Below are 21,532 nucleotides of genomic sequence, written 5' to 3' on the forward strand. Positions count from 1 at the left end.
CACCATCACGTCCTGCGGGCTGACCGCCATCTCATCGTCTAACCGTGCGCAGAGCCGACGATAGAGTCCTTGTTTCTGCGCCCGGCTGCGCGGTTTTCCAGCGAAAATATGAAACAATACGAAGCGGGCGCTGCGTCCTTCGCTGAGGTAGTGCGGGTCGTAAATGCGCTGCTCATCGGCGGCCCGTTCGATAAACTGAAATCTATCTGCTGACGGAACGTCGAACTCCGCCACCAGACACTCATGAAAGAGCGCCGACAATTGAGCAAACTCCGCGGGACGCCAGGCTGTGCCAAGCGAAATTCGGGTCAAGGGCATGACGCCTCCTGCGCGTTCAGGCAGGTCAGGGCGCTGGCCGCCGCCGGCCAACCGGCATAGAACGCCAGATGGGTAAACAATTCGACAATTTCTTCCCGGCTCAGGCCATTCTGATAGCCGAACGCGATGTGCCACGGCAGCTGTTCAGTTTTGCCCTGCGCCGTCAGGGCGGAAAGGGTGATCAGGCTGCGTTCGCGGGGCGACAGCTCGCTACGCGCCCAGATATCGCCAAACAGCACCGTTTCGGTCAGCTCGGCTAGCTTTGGCGCGATAGCAGCCAGCGTTCGGCGATCGACAGGAGGAGTACTCATAGTGATTCTCTTTGCAGGTTAAAGGAGTCATCACTGTCGCACGCTGACTAAGATATTGAATATCGCAACGTTCGGGATTATCAATCCTGAAAATCAGGATGGTATAGCCGATCCTTTACACCTTTCATCACTCCGCTTTTCTGCCCACCTATCCCAACGGTCAGGCGGCGATCTTTCGCGCCACGATAAACAGCCGTGGGAAACGCAGGAGCACCTTCCCGTTACGCTGTAACGGATAGTGTGCGGCCAGCAATGCGAGATAGCGTGTGAGAAACGCGCTTCCGGCCTGCTCGTCCAGGCCTGCCAGATAGGGGCGTAACCCGGTGCCCTGCAGCCAGTCGACAATCGCCTGATGAGAAGCAAGGGGATGGAAATAGGTGGTGCGCCAGATATCAACTTCGCAACCCTGGCGGCTGAGCAGATCGTACCAGGAGGCGGGCGGGAGTAACGGCTGGCGTCCACGGTCCGGCAACCCCATCTCGCTGGCAACCTGACGCATCAGGGTATGGGAAGGTTCCTGCCAGTTATCCGGCATCTGCACTGCCAGCGTTCCGTTGTCCGCCAGCTGGTTTACCAGATGGGGGAAAAGCGTCTCATGATCCGTCAGCCACTGCAGAGAGGCGTTGGCATAGATCACATCTGGCGGTTGCGCAGGCCGCCAGCGGGCAATATCGGCATCAATGAATTCGCAGTCGGGTAAGGCCTGCGCCGCCTGGATCAGCATGGCCGGGGAGTTATCGATACCGACGATCGTCGCCAACGGCCAGGCGGCGCGTAGCAGGCGGGTGCTGTTTCCCGGCCCGCAGCCGAGGTCGACGGCGTGCTCGACCTGCAGATGGGCAATACGCGAGAGCAGGTCGGCCGCGGGGCGGGTACGTTCAGCGTCAAATTGCAGATACAACGAAGGATTCCAGTCGGCCATCGGGTGCAGTTCCTGTGTGAGGAGGGAGACAGGGAAAAGCATAGAACGCGTCAGGCGGCATGTCAGTGGTTAATGAACCTCAGCGGTCACCTTTGTGCGTGACAGTGTCACAAAATAGAACGTGGCTGGATTGCGCCTGCGCTGTTGGCCGAACCTGGGATTGAGACATGGCAGGGAAAGTCTCTGCGCCCGTGGCGGGCGCAGGAGCCTATTCGGCGTTTTTGAGCGCCTCGGCGCGGCTGGCGGTGGCGTAGACAAAATCCAGCATCGGCTCGAGATCGGTGTCATAGCCAGCCTGAATAATTTTTCCTCGCAGCCATTCGATTTCACTGGTGATATCGGGAGGAAAAATGTTGTTATCCTGCGCCCGGCGCAGCCATTTCAGCAGAAAGTTATTCTTTCCCCTGATACCACCCGCTTTTTTCGATTTTCCGTGCATCTTCAGCGCGACCAGGACGCAGTAATAGAAATGAACGCGCTGATTAAAACTTTGGTGCATGTCTGTGTTTCCCGCCAGAATCAGGAATTCACCGTGTGGGTCAGTGATTCGGATTGGACTACGGTACCGGGCTGGATCGTTGCGCGAACTCTGTTGTCTACCAGTACCGTCCATGCATCTGTTGCCAGACGCTGACGGGATGTTGGCACGGAAGCCGAATCGTCGTCAATTGCCGATTCATTTTTTGCCGGCGTCATCGGACCGCGGCGGCCCGCGAACCGGGCCACACTACTCTCTGGCGACAAGCCGCTGTTGCCGATGTACGCGGAAAATCAGCAGGAATGCGAGCGCCACCACGATCGCCGCCAGCAGATACAGCGTGGCGAGATCGTAGAACCCGGCGACCCAGCCGGCCAGCGGCCCGGTCAGGCCCAGCGCCAGATCAAGAAACGCCGAGTAGGTGCCGAGGGCGGTTCCCTGATTTTGCTCTTCCACCTGTTTTACCGCCTCAACTCCTAAAGCCGGAAAGACCAGCGAGAAACCCGAACCGGTGAGAAAGGCGCCGACGCCGGCCATCCATGCTGATGGCGCCAGCCAGATAAGCAGCAGGCCGAGACTTTCGATGATGAAGCAGGCCAGGGAGACCGGGACTCCGCCAAAGCGGGTAATGGTATTTCCCAGCACCAGGCGAACGCAGATAAAGCCGACGCTGAACAGCGAAAGGGTAAACGCGGCGCCCTGCCAGCTGTGCGCGGCGAAGTAGAGGGTGATAAAGGTGGCGATAACGCCGAAACCGACGGTGCCAAAGGCCAGCCCCAGGCCGTAAGGCCAGATTTTTCGCACCACCGCGTGAAAGGGCGCTCTGGCGCCGGCGGTCACCTTGACGTCCTGGCGGGTACGAGCGAACAGCAGACCGATGGCCGCGACCAGCACTACCACCGTAGCAAAGCCGCTGATGCCAAAATAGTGATTGAGGGTAACTCCCAGCGGCGCCCCGACCGCCATCGCCACATAGGTCGCCACGCCGTTCCAGGAGATAACCCGTGACGTGTGGATCGCGCCGACGGTTTTGATCCCCCACAGGGTGGCGCCGGTGGCGGTAAAGCTCTCGCCGACGCCGAGAAACACCCGGCCCGCCAGCAGCGCGGCAATGGCCAGCATCGGCGTTGCCTGCAGGACTACCGCCAGTAGCGTGAAGGCGCCACTGAGCAGGCAGCAGACGATCCCAAGGCTGACCACTTTTTTCGGCCCCCAGATATCGGTGTAGCGCCCGGCGTGCGGCCGGCTTATCAGCGTCGATATGTACTGCAGACTGATCACAATTCCGGCCACAAAGGTGCTGTAGCCCAGCTGATAGTGAATATAGCCCGGCAGTACGGCCAGCGGCAGACCAATGGAGAGATAGCAGATACAGGTAAAAACAACGATCGAAATAATGCGCAAATTGAGTTGTGTAGTGCTGACGGAAGTGCTCATAGGGATAAGAGGTTAATACAACGGGATGTGTAGCATAGCGCGCCGTGAGGACGCTGGCGAGGCGCGACAGCGTTTTATCGGTAACCGACGGGAACGATATTTGTACGAATGTAAATAACTGCTTTTACAGCGCTTAACGCCCGCCTCGCTCAGCGTCAGCTCGCCGCCATACCCGACGAATCACACACCATGCCCCAGGCGCGGTTTTGCAATACCGTGCGGTAGCCGTCCCGGTCGACGAAAGTGACGCCATTGACCTCCCAGTAAGGGTTAAACGCCGTAACGCGCAGAAATCCGGCGGCATCCATGGCTGCGCACTGTGCCTCCCATGCCGCCTGCTGCGGATAGTACAGCACCAGCAGATCTTCATCGCCTGGCGAGGGGGTGACGGGATGGTGGCGGCAGTGGGTGAATTCCAGATGCCAGCCCGCTTCGGGCGCGCCGAGCATTATCCCGCTGAATCCTTCATGATCGNTAAAGCTGCCGAGCAGCTCGAGTCCCAGCCCGGCGCAATACATGCTGGCGGTGGTGTCCAGTTCACTGACCGGCCTGGCAATGCGCATATGACAGAACGACATAATGACTCCCGTGAGCATAAGTTGAGTTGATACTGTACCGGTAAATCGGCCCGGCGTGTGTTAAGCCGTGCCCAGGCGNNACCTTCTCTCTGTAAATACCATAGCGGATTAACATCCGACTTGCGCCAACAATACCTCCTCAGCATAATAAAAAAAGAATTATACAATATTATTGTTCTTAAATTGAGAATCATTGTGGGGTGGTGGATGAATAACCAATCGCGCCAGGCCTTATGGCTGGCACTGGCTGGATCGATAGTACTGATGATCGGCATGGGCTATGGGCGCTTTGCCTTCACCGGCGTGCTGCCGCTTATGCTTAATGAAGGTCTGTTAACCCTGCACGAGGGCAATCTCGCCGCGTCGGCCAATTACGCTGGCTATCTGGTCGGTGCGTTGCTGCTGGCGCGGGTGCAGCCTGGGGCCGCCACCCGACTGAGCATTATCTCCGCCGGGTTGACCATCACCAGCCTGGCGCTGCTGGCCTGGGTGAGCTCGCCGTGGACCATTATTACGCTGCGCGCCGTCGCCGGCGCGCTGAGCGCGATAACGCTGATTGCAGGTTCGCTGTGGCTGCTGGAACATATGGGGCATCATCACGGGGCGCCGTTGCTGTATGCCGGGGTGGGGCTGGGGATATTTATCTCCGCGGAGGGGATCGCCCTTGGACATGCCCTGAGCCTCACCAGCCAGCAGATCTGGCTGCTCTGCGCATTATGCGCCGGTCTGCTGCTGGCGCTGGCGATCCGTTGGCTACTGACTCCGCCGGCTGCACTGGTGCGGGTTTCCCATGTTGAAACCTCCCTGCCTGCGTCCGGGAGCGATACCCGTCGCGCGGCGTGGCGACTCTTGATGGTTTACGGTCTGGCGGGCTTCGGCTATATCATCACCGCCACTTATCTGCCGTTGTTTCTGTCCGGTTCGCTGCAGAGCGTTGACCCGGTCCATCTGTGGGCGCTGTTTGGTCTGGCGGCCGCGCCGTCCTGCCTCATCTGGCATAAGCTGGTGCTAAAGTGGGGATACCGGCAAGCGCTGACCCGCAACCTGCTCGTCCAGGCGCTTGGCGTGATCCTTCCAGCCTGCAGCGCTTCATTGCTGTTTTGCGTGCTAAGCGCGCTTTTGGTGGGCTTTACCTTTATGGGCACCGTAACCATTGCGCTACCGAAGGCGAAAAGTCTCAGCCATCAGGTGAGCTTCAATATGATTGCCGCGATGACTGCACTGTACGGTGTGGGACAGATTGCCGGGCCGCTTATCGCCGGCGCGCTGTATCAGATCGCGGCTTCATTTAACCCGGCGCTCTATGCCGCGGCGCTGGCGCTGCTGATTGCCGCAGGGCTGGTCTTTACCGAACGCCAGGCTTAGCCAATCGCCACGCTTTGCAGCAGCTTGCGCCACTCGCTCAGGGCGGGGGCGCTCAAGCCGCTGCGCCAGATAAGCTGGGTGGTCGCCTCGCACAGCGGTTCGCTAAGGCAGTTTTCGGGAAGCGTCATCAGCGACAGCACGCTCTGCGGCAGCAGGCAGGCGTGGCGCCCGGACGCCACGCAGGCAAGCATGCTGTGATAGGAATTGACCTCATGCACCTCGACGGCCGCCTGCTGTTCCGCCAGCCAGCGTTCTCCCAGCGCGCGGTAGCTGCAGCCGCTGGCAAATGCCGCGAACCGCAGCGGACCCGGGGTCTGCGGACGGACCAGCATCAGGGTTTCATAAAACACCGGGGTGAATGCCAGTTCGGCGGGACAGGCAGGTTGCCCATCGGCCCCTGGCGGCAGGCAGACCAGCGCGGCATCAAGGGCGGCGGTTAACACCCCCTCGGTTAACTGGCGGGTCGGTTGGGTGATGAGGGTGATATCCACCTGTGGGCACTGCTGTTGGAAGCGGGTAAGCAGCGGCGGCAGCCGGCTGGCGGCGGTCGCCTCCATCGCGCCCAGACGCAGACTGCCGCCTGGGGTTGTCGGATGCAGAGCCTGCTTTGCCTCTTCCGCCAGGCTCAGGATCCGCCGGGCATAGCTGAGAAACTGCACGCCTGCCGGGGACAACACCATTTTTTTGTTGCCGCGAACGAAGAGCTCAACGGCAAGCTCCTCTTCCAGCTGCTGAATGCGGGTCGTGATATTGGACTGTGCGCGGCCCAGCCGTTTTGCTGCCTGGGTGACGCTCTGCGTTTCTGCCACCTGAATGAAGATCTCGAGTGTGCTGTGGTTCATATTTTTCTTCTCAATACGATAATAATGTTGATCTTACCATCTTTAAAGGAGATGGTAAGCCTCCAGCATCGTTAATGCATGAGGAAACCATGAGCAACCCGCTGCTTTCGCTTCTTGATATTGATTATCCCCTGATTCAGGCCCCGATGGCGGGCGTCTCCACCCCCGCGCTGGCTGCCGCGGTAAGTAATGCCGGTGCGCTGGGCTCGCTGGGGCTGGGCGCTTCAACCGTTGCCCAGGCGGAAGCGATGATAGTCGCCACCCGCCAGCTGACGGACCGTCCGTTCAATGTCAATCTGTTCTGCCATGCGCCGCCCCGGCGCGACGCCCGGCGGGAAGCCGACTGGGCAACAACATTACGTCCCCATTTTGCCCGCTATGGCAGTACGCCACCGGATTCGTTAAGCGAGATCTACCAGACATTTATCGGTCATGCGCCGATGCTGGAGCTGCTTCTCGACATCTCGCCGGCGGTGGTGAGCTTTCATTTTGGCCTTCCTGAAGGTGAGACGATCCAGCGTCTGCGGCGGCAGGGGATCGTTACCCTGGCGACGGCAACCTCGCTCCAGGAGGCGCTGCTGATTGAACAGCAGGGGATCGACGTGGTGGTCGCTCAGGGCTATGAGGCGGGTGGGCACCGGGGGATCTTTGCTCCGCAGGCGCCTGACGCGCAGCTGAGCACCTTCACCCTGGTGCAACTTCTGCGGCGTCGACTAACCATCCCGGTGGTGGCCGCCGGGGGCATCATGGACGGAGCGGGGATCGCCAGCGTGATGCAGTTGGGGGCGCAGGGCGTACAGCTCGGTACGGCGTTTTTACTGTGTCCGGAATCGGCCGCCGACGCCGGCTACCGCGCGGCGATCCACAACAGTCTTGACGGGCGTACGGTGCTGACCTCCGCGATATCCGGGCGTCCGGCACGCTGTCTGGCGAATGCCTTCTGTGCGCTGGGGGAAGGCTATCCGGCGAGCGCCGTGCCGGATTATCCGCTGGCGTATGATATCGGCAAAGCACTGGCCGCCGCCGCGAAAGCCCAGGGCGTCCATGAGTATGGCGCCCACTGGGCCGGGCAGGGGGTGGGGTTGATCCGCGAGTGTGACGCCGCCATTCTGATCCGCCAGCTGGCGGCAGAGAGCGGCTGGAACTAATGACTGACGGCTAGCGGCGGTGGGCCAGGCGGCGCACCAGCCGATCGCCGGCCATTTGCACCCCCTGCACCATCGCCACCAGGATCAGCACCGTGCCAAACATGACTTCATTATTAAACCGCTGATAGCCGTAGCGGATGGCGAGGTCGCCGAGTCCACCGCCGCCGATCACACCGGCCATGGAGGAGAAACCAATCAGCATCACGATGGTCAGCGTGATCCCGGCCAGCAGCGTTGGCAGGGCTTCCGGCAGCAGGGATTTAAAAATCACGTGCCAGACGTTGCCGCCCATCGACAGAATGGCTTCAATTCTCCCGTAGTCCACCTCGTCGAGCGCGTTTTCCGTCAGACGGGCAAAGAACGGAAAGGCGCCGATGGTCACCGGCACGATGGCGGCGGTGCTGCCCAGCGTGGTGCCGACGATCAGGCGGGTAAAGGGGATCAGGGCGATCAGCAGCACGATAAACGGCAGCGACCTGCCGATGTTGATCACCGCGCCTAACAGCGCGTTCAGTTTCGGCATCGGCGCCAGCCCGTTGGCGCGGGAAATAAATAACAGCACGCCGGTGGGCAACCCGATCAGCACGGTAAACAGGGCCGCCAGGCCCACCATATAAAGCGTATCCAGCGTGCCGTCGAGTAATAACGGCCACAAATCTTCCCAGCTCATGCTACTCCGCATAATGGCCTCCCCTGAACGCCGTGGCGGGTAAGAAATTCCTGTTCAGCCTGCGGGTCGTGCAGCAGCGACTGGCGCAGCCGCGACCATGGGGTCACCAGCAGGTCGGCGAGTTTACCGCTTTCGACAATCTCGCCCTGTTCCAGCAGCGCCGCGTGGTCACAGATGGTTTTCACCACCTCCAGCTGGTGCGTAATCAACACGATGGTCAGATTGAGGCGCTGGTTAATATCCGCCAGCAGGGCCAGCACCGAGGCGGTGGTCTCGGGATCCAGCGCACTGGTCGCCTCATCGCACAGCAGCACTTCCGGCCGGGCGGCCAGCGCCCGGGCGATGCCGACGCGCTGCTTTTGCCCGCCGGAAAGCTGTGACGGGAAAGCGGCGGCCTTTTCGCTGAGATCCACCAGCTCCAGCAGTTCGCGCACCCGGGCCTCGCGAGCGGCCCTCGGCACTCCGGCAATCTCCAGCGGCACCGCGACGTTGTCAGCGACGGTGCGGGCATGCAGCAGATTGAAGTGCTGGAAAATCATCCCGGTGCGCAGGCGATAATCCCGCAGCGCCGCCTTGTTCAACTGGGTAATATCCTGTCCGTTCACCAGAATGCGGCCCGAGGTGGGCCGCTCCAGTAAATTGAGACAGCGGATGAGCGTACTTTTGCCGGCGCCACTGCGCCCGAGAATGCCGTATATTGCCCCTTTCGGTATCTGCAACGCGATATCGTTCAGCGCCGGTCGGCCGGTTCCGGCGTAGGTTTTGCTCAGCCCTTCGATGGTTATCATGACTGAGGGGCCACCGGGATCACCGAGCCGTTGTAGGTTTTACGGATAAACTCCGCCACCTGCGGTGACGTCAGATCTTTCGCCAGCGCCTTAATGCGCGGGTCATTCGCCAGGGCTGGGGTGGTCACCAGAATATTGGCGTACGGGTTATGCTCGGCGCTTTCCAGCCCCAGGGCATCCTTCGCTGGCACCAGGCCGGCTTCCAGCGCGTAGTTACCGTTAATCACCGCCAGGTCGACATCGTCGAGGGAGCGCGGGATCTGCGGCGATTCAATCTCCAGAATCTTCAGGTGTTTCGGGTTCTCGACAATATCCTTCGGCGTCGCCAGGGTGGTGGCCGGGTCGGTAAATTTAGGGTCCAGCTTAATAAGCTTCTGCGCCTGCAGCAGGAACAGCGCCCGGCTCAGGTTGGTGGTGTTATTCGGCACCGCCACGGTGGCGTTTTCCGGCAGTGATGAGAAATCTTTATGCTTATGCGAGTAAATTCCCAGCGGCTCAATATGCACCGTGGCCGCGACGGTAAAGGTTTTACCCAACGCTTTCTCCTGATCCTTCAGGTANGGGACATGCTGGAAGTAGTTGGCATCCACATCGCCACTGGCCAGCAGTTCATTGGCGTTGACCCCGCTGGTCAGCTCCACCACCTTCAGATCGAGGCTGGGATCGATTTTTTTGATGTAGTTGAGGATCTCCGCGTGGGGAACCGGGTCCGCGGCGACGCGCAGCGCGGCAGCCTGGGCAGACGTCCATGCCAGAGAAAGAGACAGTGCGACCCCTGCCAGTTTAAAAGCGGCATATTTCATGGTGTGTTCCTTTTTAGTTATGGTTAAACGATCAATTGCTCGGCGCGTTCGCGAAACACGTCCTGATAGTAGCGTTCCGCCACGTCCGGATGGGAACGCAGACGGCCCTTGAGATAATTCCAGCCGACATCGCGCAGCAGCGGATTGTGCGGGTCGCTGTCCGGCCCTCGCGCTTCACGCGCCAGCTCGGGCGGCAGGGTGTAAACCGGCACCACCGCGTCAAGCTGGGCGCCGAGGAAGAAGGCGATGGAGAGGCGCTGCTGCTGCGCCGGCGGCGACACCACGCGATGGACGGTAGCGCGCAAATACCCATTGGTCGCCAGCTCCAGCAGTTCGCCAATATTGACCACAAAGCTGCCGGCCAGCGGCACGGCGTCGATCCATTCTCCAGGCGCGACCTCAACCTGCAGTCCTTTCTGCTCGTCCTGCAGCAGGAAGCTGAGAAACCCCGAATCTTTATGGGCGCCGACGCCCTGGCTGCTTTGGGTCTCCTGCTGGCCGGGGTAGCGGATCAGTTTGATATGCTCGTTGGGTTTGTCGCCGTAGAGCTGATCGAAAGCATTTTCCGGGAGCTGCAGGGCTTCGGCAAAGGCGCGCAGCAGGCGGATGCCCACCTGGGTCATTTGCTGTTGCCAGTGAAGTAATACCGGTTTAAGCGACGGCAGGGCGGCAGGCCACAGATTCGGACCCTGCAGGCGCTGCCAGCGCGGGGCGTCGTCGCTGAGGGTCAGCGCCGGACGTTCGGCGCCGATATCAAACTGTTCTCGCCAGTCAGGCTGGCCGCGCGTCAGCTCAGAGGCCGCGCGGTTATAGCCGCGAAAATGGGGGGAGTGGATCATCGCCACCTGCTGTTTTTGCGCCTCATCGAGAGCAAAAAAGCGCTGGGACTGGCGCTGAACTTCATATTGAAGCGCGTCGTCGACACCGTGGTTGATCAAATAGAAGAAGCCGATGTCGCGGGCGGCATGACGCAGGTCGGCCAGGAAGGCCGCTTTATCCGCGGGGTCCGCGTAGCGGGCCAGGTCGAGAATCGGCAGGGTGGTCGCGTTCATTGTGTTCTCCGAAAACGGGGTAATAAGTTATGGGTAGATTCAGGTTCTGGGTTCGGGCACAACAGCAGCGCATGGTGATTTCCTCTGTCCGGGGCTGAACACAGCTTGCCTCAAGGCCAAATAAGCAACCAATAACGTTATTTTCTAATTTATGACTGCGCGGGGTTCAGTGCTTTTGCGTTAAATAGATATAGGCGCGAAGCGCGTAATGAAGCCGGTTGCGCCCGTCGGTGAGAGCCAGTAAGGTAGGCGCACTTTTTAATGCGGAACGGACGTATCGTAATGCACAGCTCGAAAGATCCCCTGCACGGCGTGACGCTGGAAGCGCTGCTCAATGCCCTGGTGGCGCGCTATGGTTGGGCGGAAATGGCCCGCCAGGTCAACATTAACTGCTTTAAAAGCGATCCCAGCATTAAGTCCAGCCTCAAATTTCTCCGCCGGACGCCGTGGGCGCGCAAAGAGGTAGAGGCTATGTATCTCGCCTCCCTTGATGATGACGCGCCGGTGGAGAAAGCGGATCCCTGGGCAAACTGGCAGAAAAAATAACCCTTACCACAGGACACCACCATGCAGAGCTGGAGCAGTAAAGATTTCACCGCCGACCGCGCGTGGGGCGCGCTGGATATTGCCAATTTTTCCGGCACCACCGTGCGTCTACACTGGACCGACCAACCCTATATCTGGCACATCAATGATGGTCAGGAGGTGTTTGCCGTGATGGATGGTCAGGTGGCGATGCATGTGAAAGTCGACGGCGAGGAGCAGGTTATCATGCTAAACGCCGGCGATATCTTCTACGCCGGGGTGGGATGCGAGCATGTCGCCCACCCGCAGGGGGCGGCGCGTATTCTGGTGATTGAGAAAGAAGGGTCGGTCTGACCCCGCGGCGGGCGGTTCTTTGCCCGCCGTTTCATCGCCTGTCAGATGCGACATACCGCGTTGATATAAATCACTTATCCAGCTTTCGATATATTTAATTCTTGTTTGCCATTCCCTTCACCCCAGCACTATCTTTTGCCGCTGGCGCCTGACCAGGCACAATCGCGGGAGAGATCATGGCAACCTTGCAGTGGGACCACGCAGTACAGTTTGTGAATCAGCCGGAAGCGGCGATTGAAATCTTTGCCGGGCAGCAGCTGCGGGCGGTGGCCGGAGGGCGGCATCCGGGGTGGGGAACCCGTAATGCGCTGAGCTATTTTGGCCTGACGTATATCGAATTCCTCGCCATTGCCGACCCGGACGAACTGCGCGCCGCGACGGACAAATTCCTTCTTTCGCGCGACGCCGCACGGCTGCTGCCGGAGAATGAGGCGCTGTTTCGGGTGGCGCTGCGCAGCGACGACATCGACGCCACCTATGACCAGTTGCGTCGTACAGGGGTGACAGTGTCACCGATTGTCGATGGCCAGCGCAACGATCCGCAGGGCAATATCATCCGCTGGCGGATCTTCACCATCGATGGCGACACTGCCGGGCTGGTCTATCCCTTTGTGCTGCAGTGGGGAGAAGACGACGCCACCCGGCTGACGCGGCTGCGCGCCCAGAGGCTGGACGTGCCGCATCCGCTGGGCGACATTACGCTTGAGCAGGCGGTGTTCGAGGTGGTCAATCCGCAGGCTGTGCGCGATCGCTGGCAGGCGCTGCTGGGCTTTCCGCCACTGGGGGAGCAGGGACTGGACGTGGGCGGCCAGCAATTTATCTTCCGTGAAGGGGCTGCCAACCAGCTGACCGAACTGGTGTTCCGCGTCGCCAACCCGGCGCTTAAGGGGCAGCGCTTTCGTGTCGGCAACGGCGTGTATCGCTTTACATAAAGGCTGACTCTAGCGTGCCGTGGCGCGCAGGGCTCCCGGCGGCTGGCCGGTGATGCGTTTGAAAGCCCGGCTGAAGGCCGCCAGCGATTGATACCCGAGGCTGAAGGCGACTTTTTCCAGCGCCTGGCCTTCATGGGTGATGTACTGCACCGCCAGCCGCATACGCAGCTCGGTGAGATAGCGGGCGGGGGTGGTGCCGGTGGCGGCGAGAAAACGTTCCGCGAACAGCGAGCGTGAAAGACCCGCCTCCCGCGCCAGATCTTCCACTTTCCAGTTGACCCCCGGGCGCTGATGCATGGCGTAGATCGCTTTCGCCAGCCGGGGATCGCGCAGGACCTGTACCCAGCCGGTGGCGTTGCCGCACCCGCACGCTACCCAGCCGCGGACAATCAGCGCGGCCACCACGTCCGCCAGCCGGGCGAGGATCCCGGCATAGCCTGCCTGGCGGGTGAGCGATTCCCGCTCCATCGCTACCAACAGCGGCTGGATCTCCGGCCAGGTGTTTAGCAGGCTGCTGACCCGCATCACCTCGGGCATGGCCTTCACCAGCGGCTGCATGCCGCCGAGCTCAAAGTCCATACAACCGCTGAAAATGACGGCGCGCTCCGGGCAGTCAGGCTGGTCGCCAGCGTTGATACAACTTACCGTGCTGCACACCGTTTCGCTGGGCAGCTGCGCCACATTGACCACCGTGGCCTGCGGATCTGAGAGCAGGGCGTGCCCGTCGCCGTTGGGAATAAACAGCGCATCGCCGCTCTCGAGGGTGAACTGTTCTCCGCTGGCCATGCGCAGCAGCACCGGCCCGCGGCTGATGAAATGGAACTGGGCTTTACCCGCCACGGCGCTAAAGCCGACGCCGAACGGGCGTGCGGTTTCGATGCGCCGGTAGTTAACGCCGGAGAGGCGCATACCGCGCAACAGTTCGCTGGTCAGGTCGATGGCAGGCTGGCTCATGGCAATTCCGGACGAATAATCAATAACTGAAGAGTATGCATCATATATCGTCCGAAAGTAAGTCCCTAAGATGACCAGGATGTTAATAAACCTGGAGAGTTGTATATGAGTTCCTGCATAGCTGCTGACGCGAGCCTGTCTCCCGCCAAACCTGCCTGGCGCGCCGTCTATGCCCTGGCCCTCGGGGTGTTCGGCCTGATCGTGGCCGAGTTTCTGCCCGCCAGCCTGTTAACGCCGATGGCCAGCAGCCTCGGCGTCAGTGAAGGGATGGCCGGACAGGCGGTCACCGCGACGGCGCTGGTGGCGTTAGTTACCGGCCTGCTAATCGCCACTGCCACCCGCAATATCGATCGCCGCTGGGTGCTGATGTTCTTTTCCGTGCTGCAGATAGTCTCCAGCCTGATAGTCGCTTTTGCCGATTCGCTGGCGTTTCTCCTACTGGGCCGTCTGCTGTTGGGGATCGCCATCGGCGGCTTCTGGGCGATGTCCACCGCCACGGCGATGCGTCTGGTGCCGGCGGCCCATGTGCCAAAGGCGCTGGCGATCATCTTTTCCGCGGTGTCTGTCGCCACGGTGGTGGCCGCGCCGCTCGGCAGCTACCTCGGGGAGCTGATCGGCTGGCGCAACGTGTTTATTCTCTGTGCGATACCCAGCCTGCTGGNGCTGCTCTGGCAGCTGTGGGTGCTGCCNTCCATGCGCCCGGAGAGCGTCGGGACCTTCTCCACGCTGTTCAGAGTGCTGCGCCGTCCCGGTATGCTGGGCGGCATGCTGGCGACGATCCTGATTTTCAGCGGCCATTTCGCCTTCTTTACCTACCTGCGGCCGTTCCTTGAGACCGTCGCGCAGGCCAGTGTCGAAGGGGTTTCGCTGATATTGCTCGGCTTCGGTATCGCTAACTTTATCGGCACTTCGGTGGCGAGCTATCTGCTGAGCCGTAGCCTGCGTCTCACCCTGGCGCTGGTGCCGTTGATGATGAGCGTTCTGGCGCTGCTGATGGTGACGTTTGCCCATCTGACCATGCTGGCCGGGCTGCTGGTCGCCCTGTGGGGATTTGCCTTCGGCCTGGTGCCGGTGGCCTGGTCCACCTGGCTTGCCACCACCGTGCCGGATGAAGCAGAAAGCGCGGGCGGTCTGCTGGTCGCCTCTATTCAGCTGGCCATCAGCGCCGGGGCCGCCGGCGGCGGGGCGGTGTTTGATTTGCACGGCGCCAGCGGCGTCTTCACCGGCAGCGGTCTGCTGCTGTTGGGCGCGATGGTGATTGTTTTCGCCGCCGTACGGGTGAAACCGGTCGCCCGCGCCGACCAGCCGGTGACGGGCCGCTTATCCCGCGAGATCGATAACTAAATTGGCCGACAGGCTGCGGGAGCAGCACAGCGCAATATGCTGCTCTGCGGCCTGTTTTTCCGCCTCCGACTGCACGGTATCCCGGTGGTCGACGGTTCCCTCGCGTACCGGCGTCAGGCAGGCGCCGCAGATCCCCATCTCGCAGGAGAGCGGCACCGCGACGCCATGCTCCTGCAGCACCTGGGCGATGGTTTTGTCCCCCGGCACCGGCCAGCGCTCCCCGGTGGAGGCGAGGGTGATGGTGAAGGTTCCGTCCGCCGCCGACGCCGCCGTCGGGGCGGGCGGCTGGAACGCTTCGCTGTGCAATTGCGCCTCCTCCCATCCGGCCGCCCGCGCGGTATCGCGAACCCGGGCCATAAATCCGGGCGGACCGCAGAAGTAGACCCGGGTGTCGGCGTCCGGAGCCCCCAGATCCTGCGCCAGCCGCTGGCGCGGACTCTGCCCCTCGTCTGAGCAGTGGATCTGGCAGATTCCACCCGCTAGCTGGCGGGCGATCTCGGTGGCGAAGGCGGCCTCCTGCGCACGGCTAACGTAATAGTGCAGCGTAAAGCTGGCGCCGGACGCCGCCCGGGCGTGGGCCATCGCCAGCAGCGGCGTAATGCCGATCCCGGCGGCGAGAAGCACCACATGGCCGCCCTCGTGCAGCGGAAAGTGGTTGCGCGGGGCAGAGATCATCAATGGCTGTCCCGGGCGCAGGGTGTCATGAATATAACGGGAGCCACCGCGAGACTGCGACTCGCGGGCGATGCAGAGCAGATAGCGATCCCGTTCGGCCGGGTTGCCGGTCAGGGAGTACTGACGGATCAGCCCGCAGGGAAGATGGAGATCGATATGGGCGCCGGGCGTCCACGCCGGCAGCGATTGCCCCTCGGCGCTCACCAGACGAACGGCCAGGTTTTTCGCGCCCTGGCGCCACAGGCCATCGACCACCACCGGGAGTATGTCGCGCATATGACCTCCACTCATACCAGAAAGAAATCGCCAAAGCCCATCTTCTTCAGCCCGCGCCGGTAGGCGATAGAGCTGCGGTCCGCCGGAATATGCGCCTCCAGGGTCAGATCCAGCGGCAACCGTTCCGGACGCTGGGTCTCGACCATCAGGCGGTCCTCTTCAAATACCCGCAGGTTGAACGCATGTACGTCTTCCACCGGCACGTGCAGATCGAAGTTGCGGGCAATAGGGGCAAACATCCGCGTCACCCGGGACGACACCGGCGAGGCGGCGTTCATGATCACCAGCCTGGCGTCGGCGGGAAAATGGATGGTCAGCGTAGCGGTGAACGGCAGATGCATTTCAAAGTGACGCAGCCACTGGAACCCTTCCGGCGCGCGGAAATCAGAGCTGGCCGGGTAATTGCCCACCGAGCTCCAGTAGTCGGCAACAAAGCCGAACGGCGTCTCCTGCGGGGTGTAGTCCGGCACCTGCTGGTTGTCCGGATCGGCGAAGGTATCGGTGTGGATCCACGCGAAGTGGGCGACATCGAGAAAGCCTTCGACCTGGCGGCCGGCAAATCCCTTTACCTCGAAGGCCGGGCAGTTGATTTGCTGAAATCCCGCGTCGTCCCAGTGCGGCATGGTCGGTAACGGCGGCGGATTGTCCGGATCGCAGGCCAGGCAGGTCCAGATCAGCCCGTAGCGCTCCTCCACGGCGAAGCTGGTGAGATGTAGTTTGGCCGGAATGGGTTGCCCCGGACTGGAGGGGATGCGGTTGCAGCGGCCATCCTCGCCAAAGCGCAGGCCATGATAGGGGCAGACGATGCCTTCCTCTTCATGAAACCCCAGGGTCAGCGGCACCCCGCGGTGCGGGCAGACGTCGCGGGCGACCACCACCTGGCCTTTAATACGGTAGATAACCAGCTGTTCGTCCAGCAGGGTGGCTTTCACCGGGGCGCCGGTAATATCGCAGGCGCGGGCCACCGGGTGCCAGCAGCGGGCCAGCCGCAGCCAGTCCTCTGGATCAAAGGTGCAATGGGCGGGGGGCGTGGGGGTAGTTGTCTTCATGATTTCTCTTCCTGCTCACATCGGTGATTGTTTTATTGTTGTGAGATTATTGTTGTCATATTAGGGTGTTCACATCCATCACCATTAATTCACTCTGCTGTTGCAAAAAAGAGTACAGGGGTGCCATGAGTCCATTTTCCCGTTTCGCGCACTATTTCATCGCCGTGGCCCGCTGCGGCAGCTTGCGCCGGGCCGCCGAGCAGCTGCATATCTCCGCCTCGGCGATTAACCGCCAGATCCTGCAGGCCGAGGAGGCCTTCGGCACCCCGCTGTTCGAGCGCCTGCCGGAGGGACTGCGGATGACCACCGCCGGTGAGTTGCTGTATGACAACCTGCTGCGCTGGCAAAAGGAGTTTCGCCAGACGCGGCACAAATTCGATGAGCTGCAGGGGATGAAGCGCGGAAGCGTTAGCGTTGGCATGGTGCAGGCGCTGGCGGAAGGGGGATTCGCCGCCGCGCTGGCGGAGATCATCGCCAGCTGGCCGTGGCTGGAGCTGGATCTGCAGGTGGCTGACAGCCACACCGTCAGCCAGAAAGTGCGTCAGGCGGACCTGGACGTCGGCCTGATCCTCGATCCGCAGGGGCAGGCTGGACTCAGCGTGCTGGCCTTTGCCGAACTGGAGGTGGGGATTGTGATGCGTCCGGACCATCCCCTGGCGGGGGCGAAGGCGCTGTCTTTGGGCGAGCTCAGCCTGGAGCGGCATATCGTGCCCGGCGCGCCGCTGATCGTCCATGAGCGGGTGGCGCTCCTCTATCGCCACCATGACTTTGCGCCGGAGAATACCATCAGCTGCAATGATATCCGGCTTATCAAGTCGTTGGTGCTGCGCGGCAGCGGCGTGACGCTCCTTAGCCTGCTCGACGTGCTGGACGAGGTCCAGCGTGGACAGCTGGCCTTTGTCCCGCTGCGCAGTACGCTGCTGCGACCGCTGACCCTGGCGCTGTGTACTGCGCCCTCGCGTCAGCTTTCGCGGCCCGCGCAAATGGCCATTCAGACGCTGAGTGCGGTGATCGAATCCATGGCGACGGTCAGCCCAGCGGCCCGCTGAGGATGGTGTCGCACATGCCGTTGATAATGCGCTCCCCGGTCTCCTCGCGCAGCTCCTGGTACCAGGCTTCGGTGAGCTGCATATCCTTCCCGTGGGTAATATCGCACCGTTTGCGCGCCTTCAGCACCAGGTCACGAACCCGGTCGCAGCGCTGGGCTTCGTACTCGCGCAGGGCGGCCGCAATATCGCGGGTCTGGCGGAAAACGGCGCCCAGCACCACTGCATCTTCCATCGCCGCGCAGCCTCCCTGGCCAATATCCGGGGTGGTGCTGTGTCCGGCATCGCCGAGCAGCGCGACGCGGCCGCGCACCAGGCGGCTGAAAGGTTCGATATCATGGATTTCAATGCGGTTGGTAGTCTGCGGGTCGAGGGCGGCGATCAGCTTCTGCACCGGCGGCGCCCAGCCGGCAAAGTAGCGGCTGAGGTCAGCGCGCAGGGTGTCACGATCCTCCGCCAGACCCGCCGGAAGCGGCACATCAAAGAAAAAGTAGAACCGGCCGGCGGAGACCGGCATCAGCGAGACGCGCTTGCCTTCGCCGACAAAGGTGGTCCACTGGTCGCCGGGGGCCAGCGCTTCATCTATCTCCACCAGGCCGTTCCAGTTGACGTAGCCGGCGTAGCGGCGCTGCGGGGTAAAGCCCAGCACCCACGGACGCAGTGCGGAATGGCTGCCGTCGGCGGCAATCAGCAGATCGCCGCTGGCGCTGCTGCCGTCGGTAAACCATACCGTCACGCCGTCGGCGTCTTCTTCACAGCGGGTGACGCGTTTGCCGAACTGCACGCTGTCCCGTCCCCAGTAATCCAGCATTTCCCGCTGCAGTTCTGCCCGGGAGACCGGGCAGGGGCGGCTGCCGGTGCGTTCGATCAGCGGGGCGAGACTGAACTGGGTCATGTTCTCGCCGCTGCGGAAATCACGATACGCCATCCGGCGCAGCGGCCCGCCGAAGGTCTCCATGATGTCGCCCATGCCGAGGTGGGCCATGCACTTCACGCCGTTGGGCCACACGGAAATCGCTGCGCCGACCGGTTTGATCTCTTTCACCGCTTCATAGACGTCGCAGTCGATCCCCGACTGTTTGAGCGCCACTGCCGCGCTTAAACCGCCGATGCCGGCGCCAATCACGATTGCTTTCATTTTTTTCTCCTTCTCCCGATGTTGTGACTGACTACAGCAATTTGCGTACCAGTTCGCTGGAGGGAGGAAAACCGCCTGCCTGAGGCACAGCGATGGCTCATGACGCACCGCATCGGTGCAATGTGAGGTATTGGTTGCCTTTTTATGAATCAAAAGTTTCTGTATGTTGCATTAAGAATCTATCGTTTCAGACGCCTGGTTCAGCAGCGGAGAGGGGTGATGCATCACGAGCGTAATCTAAGTTGATGATTTTGGAGTGATAATAAATTTATTGGTGCCCTTTTGTCGTCTCTGGCCTGCTTTGTGCACTAGCCCATGCACTTCTCTTTGCTACGGGATATCACTATGTCTGACGAACATCACAGTGGCCTGCTTTACGGCCTTGAACAGCGGATCCCACCGCTTCCGGCCTTTTTCAGCGCTCTCCAGCATGTGCTGGCGGGCCTGGTGGGGATCATCACGCCGCCGCTGATCATCGGCGCTACCCTCGGGCTTGGCGACTGGCTGCCGTATCTCATCAGTATGTCGCTGCTGGCCTCGGGCATTGGCACTTTTCTGCAGTCCAATCGGGTATGGGGCATCGGCGCCGGGATGATCTGCATGCAGGGCACCAGTTTTGCCTTCCTCGGCGTGACGGTGGCCGGAGGGATGTGGGTAAAAGCCCAGGGCGGCGGGCCGCAGGATATGATGGCGATGCTGTTTGGCGTTAACTTTGTCGCCGCTCTGGTGCCGGTGATTGTCAGCCGCTTTATCGAACCGCTGAAGAAAATCTTTACTCCCATCATTACCGGCAGCGTGATTGCGCTGATCGGCATCAGCCTGATCAAGGTCAGCGTCATCAACTGGTGCGGTGGGGAAAAGGCCGAGGATTTCGCCAGCATGAGCAATATCGCGCTCGGGGCGGGCACCCTCGGGGTTATCGTCCTGCTGAGCTGCGCCAAAAACCGCTGGCTGCGGCTCTCCTCGGTGGTGGTGGGCATTGCCGTGGGCTGCATCGCAGCGGGGCTGAGCGGTCAGTTCCATCTTCACAGCCTGGGCGACACCCTGTTTCGCCTGCCGACGCTGTTTCCGTTTGGCTTTCAGTTTAACAGCGCGATATTTCTGCCGGTCGCCCTGGTGTCGCTGGTCTGTATTCTGGAGGCGGTGGGCGATCTGACGGCCAACTCGCTGATTTCGCAACAGTCTGTTGACGATCGCGCTTTCCGTAACCGACTGAAGGGCGGTATCCTGGCGGATGGCGTCAGCTGTATGGTGGCGGCCATGCTCTGTGCTTTTCCGAACACCACCTTCGCGCAGAACAACGGCGTGATCCAGATGACCGGGGTGGCCAGCCGCTATGTCGGACGCTACATTGGCGTGATTCTGATCCTGCTCGGGCTGTTTCCCCCGGTGGGCGAACTGCTGCGGCAGATCCCGGCGCCGGTGCTGGGGGGCGCCACGATGGTGATGTTTGGCTGCGTGGTGGCGGCCGGGATCCGGATTATTACCCAGACCCCGCTGAGCCGTCGCGATGTGCTGATCGTGGGGCTGGCGTTTGGCGCGGGTCTTGGCGTGGAGTCGGTGCCGGCGTTTCTCAGCCATTTTCCGCCGATGGTCGGCGATCTGTTCGGTTCGGCAGCCACCAGCGGTGGGCTGGTAGCGATAGCGCTGAACCTTATTCTGCCGCAGGAGCAGGCGGCGACGAAATCGTTAAGGAGTCAGGATGATCGCGCTGAGTCAGTTTAACAGCCTGAGCAAAGATGAGGCGGCGGGGCTGCTGGCCCCTTGCGTGGCGATCCCGGCCTGGGGCGAGATGCTGGTGAGCTTACGACCTTTCGCCAGCCGCCATGCGCTGCTGCAGGCCGCCCGTAAGGCGATGGCTAACTGGGGAGAGGATGAGCTGAACGCGGCGCTCAGCGCCCATCCGCGGATCGGTGAGAAGCCGACCGGCGGCCAGGCGCACGCGGCGCTGTCGCGCCAGGAACAGTCGGCGGTGGACAGCGAGAATGAGCGGCTCGCGCAGGCCCTGCGGGAGGGCAATGCCCGCTACGAGTCCCGTTTTGGCCGGGTGTTTTTAATCCGCGCCAAAGGGCGCAGCGGCGATGAGATGTTGCAGGCGCTGACGCGCCGGCTGCAGCATACCGCCGACGAAGAAGTGGCCGAGGCGCTTGCCCAGCTGCGAGAGATTACGATGTTAAGACTGGAAGGAGTGATTGGCGAATGAGCACCCTGAGCACCCATATTCTGGATATTTCCACCGGTACGCCGGCAGAAGGCGTAACGGTCAGCCTGAGCCGGGAGGGCGAGACGCTGGCGAACCTGGTGACCAACGCCCAGGGGCGTATCGCCACCTTTAGCGCCGCGCCGCTGCCGGCGGGGCGCTATTGCTTAACAGCGGAAACCGGGGCGTGGTTTGCCCGCGCCGGGCGCGAGAGCGTCTTTACCCGGGCGCAGATTGATTTTGTTATCGGCGAGGCGGCAGAGGACCATTTCCATCTGCCGTTTCTCATCGCCCCGGGCGGGTGGTCGACCTACCGCGGCAGCTAAG

25 protein-coding genes are annotated in these 21,532 nt (G+C 61.5%); 10 read left to right on the forward strand and 15 right to left on the reverse strand.

Annotation, left to right across the window (positions count from 1 at the left end; all coding sequences use genetic code 11):
* The 6 genes from VZP09_RS08225 to VZP09_RS08250 all read right to left on the reverse strand — a co-directional run.
* A partial coding sequence (locus tag VZP09_RS08225; RefSeq protein ID WP_144777519.1) for a tautomerase family protein occupies positions 1-318 on the reverse strand: 318 nt, incomplete at its 3' end.
* Positions 309-629 (reverse strand): carboxymuconolactone decarboxylase family protein, encoded by a 321-nt coding sequence (locus VZP09_RS08230; protein WP_002904619.1) that lies wholly within the window; start codon positions 627-629, stop codon positions 309-311. The genes VZP09_RS08230 and VZP09_RS08225, both read right to left, overlap by 10 nt.
* A 160-nt stretch (positions 630-789) precedes the next feature.
* Positions 790-1,551 (reverse strand): trans-aconitate 2-methyltransferase, encoded by a 762-nt coding sequence (gene tam, locus VZP09_RS08235; protein ID WP_110210509.1) that lies wholly within the window; start codon positions 1,549-1,551, stop codon positions 790-792.
* Between the two features lie 208 nt (positions 1,552-1,759).
* Positions 1,760-2,050, reverse strand: coding sequence for a hypothetical protein (locus tag VZP09_RS08240; protein WP_002904624.1), 291 nt, complete (start codon positions 2,048-2,050; stop codon positions 1,760-1,762).
* 228 nt (positions 2,051-2,278) lie between these two features.
* The gene (locus VZP09_RS08245) at positions 2,279-3,466 is read right to left on the reverse strand and encodes an MFS transporter (protein WP_004179791.1); all 1,188 of its coding nucleotides are present in this window, start codon (positions 3,464-3,466) and stop codon (positions 2,279-2,281) included.
* Between the two features lie 155 nt (positions 3,467-3,621).
* The gene (locus VZP09_RS08250; protein ID WP_328795039.1) at positions 3,622-4,044 is read right to left on the reverse strand and encodes a VOC family protein; all 423 of its coding nucleotides are present in this window, start codon (positions 4,042-4,044) and stop codon (positions 3,622-3,624) included.
* 207 nt (positions 4,045-4,251) lie between these two features.
* On the opposite strand from VZP09_RS08250, the gene VZP09_RS08255 reads away from it, so the two are divergent.
* Positions 4,252-5,409, forward strand: a complete 1,158-nt coding sequence (locus VZP09_RS08255; RefSeq protein WP_083565193.1) for a YbfB/YjiJ family MFS transporter — start codon at positions 4,252-4,254, stop codon at positions 5,407-5,409.
* Here the strand turns inward: VZP09_RS08255 and VZP09_RS08260 are convergent.
* Positions 5,406-6,251: a LysR family transcriptional regulator gene (locus VZP09_RS08260; protein WP_110210508.1), complete on the reverse strand. Its 846-nt coding sequence runs from the start codon at positions 6,249-6,251 to the stop codon at positions 5,406-5,408. The genes VZP09_RS08255 and VZP09_RS08260 overlap by 4 nt on opposite strands.
* Positions 6,252-6,340: 89 nt before the next feature.
* Here VZP09_RS08260 and VZP09_RS08265 point away from each other — a divergent pair, with 89 nt between their 5' ends.
* A complete protein-coding gene (locus tag VZP09_RS08265; RefSeq protein ID WP_219995370.1) occupies positions 6,341-7,399 on the forward strand; it encodes an NAD(P)H-dependent flavin oxidoreductase in 1,059 nt (352 codons plus the stop codon).
* A 10-nt stretch (positions 7,400-7,409) separates the two neighbouring features.
* Here the strand turns inward: VZP09_RS08265 and VZP09_RS08270 are convergent, their stop codons facing one another.
* The 4 genes from VZP09_RS08270 to VZP09_RS08285 all read right to left on the reverse strand — a co-directional run bounded on the left by VZP09_RS08270 (position 7,410) and on the right by VZP09_RS08285 (position 10,712).
* Positions 7,410-8,069 carry a methionine ABC transporter permease gene (locus VZP09_RS08270; protein WP_021440109.1) on the reverse strand — a complete coding sequence of 220 codons (660 nt, stop codon included), beginning with the start codon at positions 8,067-8,069 and terminating at the stop codon, positions 7,410-7,412.
* Positions 8,066-8,857 carry a methionine ABC transporter ATP-binding protein gene (locus VZP09_RS08275; RefSeq protein ID WP_002904635.1) on the reverse strand — a complete coding sequence of 264 codons (792 nt, stop codon included), beginning with the start codon at positions 8,855-8,857 and terminating at the stop codon, positions 8,066-8,068. Before VZP09_RS08275 ends, VZP09_RS08270 begins: the two co-directional genes overlap by 4 nt.
* Entirely contained in the window at positions 8,854-9,660 is an 807-nt protein-coding gene (locus VZP09_RS08280) for a MetQ/NlpA family ABC transporter substrate-binding protein (RefSeq protein ID WP_004215027.1), read from the reverse strand. Before VZP09_RS08280 ends, VZP09_RS08275 begins: the two co-directional genes overlap by 4 nt.
* 23 nt (positions 9,661-9,683) lie before the next feature.
* A complete protein-coding gene (locus tag VZP09_RS08285; RefSeq protein ID WP_004143503.1) occupies positions 9,684-10,712 on the reverse strand; it encodes an isopenicillin N synthase family dioxygenase in 1,029 nt (342 codons plus the stop codon).
* Between the two features lie 282 nt (positions 10,713-10,994).
* Between VZP09_RS08285 and VZP09_RS08290 the strand changes: the two genes are divergently transcribed.
* The 3 genes from VZP09_RS08290 to VZP09_RS08300 all read left to right on the forward strand — a co-directional run bounded on the left by VZP09_RS08290 (position 10,995) and on the right by VZP09_RS08300 (position 12,523).
* Entirely contained in the window at positions 10,995-11,258 is a 264-nt protein-coding gene (locus tag VZP09_RS08290) for a VF530 family DNA-binding protein (protein WP_002904643.1), read from the forward strand.
* Positions 11,259-11,279: 21 nt separating this feature from the next.
* Positions 11,280-11,591, forward strand: coding sequence for a cupin domain-containing protein (locus VZP09_RS08295; RefSeq protein ID WP_004143501.1), 312 nt, complete (start codon positions 11,280-11,282; stop codon positions 11,589-11,591).
* Positions 11,592-11,767: 176 nt separating this feature from the next.
* A complete protein-coding gene (locus VZP09_RS08300) occupies positions 11,768-12,523 on the forward strand; it encodes a VOC family protein (protein WP_110210495.1) in 756 nt (251 codons plus the stop codon).
* 9 nt (positions 12,524-12,532) lie between these two features.
* Here VZP09_RS08300 and VZP09_RS08305 read toward each other — a convergent pair whose 3' ends face one another.
* On the reverse strand, positions 12,533-13,477 hold the full coding sequence (locus tag VZP09_RS08305; RefSeq protein ID WP_004190181.1) for an AraC family transcriptional regulator: 945 nt from the start codon (positions 13,475-13,477) through the stop codon (positions 12,533-12,535).
* A gap of 105 nt (positions 13,478-13,582) precedes the next feature.
* On the opposite strand from VZP09_RS08305, the gene VZP09_RS08310 reads away from it, so the two are divergent.
* Entirely contained in the window at positions 13,583-14,821 is a 1,239-nt protein-coding gene (locus VZP09_RS08310; RefSeq protein WP_328795040.1) for an MFS transporter, read from the forward strand.
* Here VZP09_RS08310 and hpxE read toward each other — a convergent pair.
* Both hpxE and hpxD read right to left on the reverse strand, forming a co-directional pair.
* Complete coding sequence (gene hpxE, locus VZP09_RS08315; RefSeq protein WP_165454826.1) at positions 14,798-15,772, reverse strand: molybdenum cofactor-independent xanthine hydroxylase subunit HpxE; 975 nt, start codon at positions 15,770-15,772, stop codon at positions 14,798-14,800. The genes VZP09_RS08310 and hpxE overlap by 24 nt on opposite strands.
* Positions 15,773-15,783: 11 nt before the next feature.
* Positions 15,784-16,821, reverse strand: coding sequence for a molybdenum cofactor-independent xanthine hydroxylase subunit HpxD (gene hpxD / locus VZP09_RS08320; protein ID WP_023158388.1), 1,038 nt, complete (start codon positions 16,819-16,821; stop codon positions 15,784-15,786).
* 125 nt (positions 16,822-16,946) lie between these two features.
* Here hpxD and hpxR point away from each other — a divergent pair, with 125 nt between their 5' ends.
* Positions 16,947-17,870: a LysR family hpxDE operon transcriptional regulator HpxR gene (gene hpxR, locus VZP09_RS08325; protein WP_110210498.1), complete on the forward strand. Its 924-nt coding sequence runs from the start codon at positions 16,947-16,949 to the stop codon at positions 17,868-17,870.
* Here the strand turns inward: hpxR and hpxO are convergent.
* On the reverse strand, positions 17,851-19,005 hold the full coding sequence (gene hpxO / locus VZP09_RS08330; RefSeq protein ID WP_002904783.1) for an FAD-dependent urate hydroxylase HpxO: 1,155 nt from the start codon (positions 19,003-19,005) through the stop codon (positions 17,851-17,853). The genes hpxR and hpxO overlap by 20 nt on opposite strands.
* 345 nt (positions 19,006-19,350) lie before the next feature.
* Between hpxO and VZP09_RS08335 the strand changes: the two genes are divergently transcribed.
* The 3 genes from VZP09_RS08335 to uraH are packed head-to-tail and all read left to right on the forward strand — an operon-like array spanning position 19,351 to position 21,531.
* Positions 19,351-20,730, forward strand: coding sequence for a nucleobase:cation symporter-2 family protein (locus VZP09_RS08335; RefSeq protein ID WP_004184021.1), 1,380 nt, complete (start codon positions 19,351-19,353; stop codon positions 20,728-20,730).
* Complete coding sequence (gene uraD / locus VZP09_RS08340) at positions 20,708-21,208, forward strand: 2-oxo-4-hydroxy-4-carboxy-5-ureidoimidazoline decarboxylase (protein WP_023280064.1); 501 nt, start codon at positions 20,708-20,710, stop codon at positions 21,206-21,208. Before VZP09_RS08335 ends, uraD begins: the two co-directional genes overlap by 23 nt.
* A complete protein-coding gene (uraH, locus tag VZP09_RS08345; RefSeq protein ID WP_002904788.1) occupies positions 21,205-21,531 on the forward strand; it encodes a hydroxyisourate hydrolase in 327 nt (108 codons plus the stop codon). Before uraD ends, uraH begins: the two co-directional genes overlap by 4 nt.
* Position 21,532 lies beyond the last annotated feature (1 nt).

It is taken from the genome of Klebsiella sp. EMBS2024 (genome assembly GCF_036233805.1).
Classification (GTDB): Bacteria; Pseudomonadota; Gammaproteobacteria; order Enterobacterales; family Enterobacteriaceae; genus Klebsiella; species Klebsiella pneumoniae.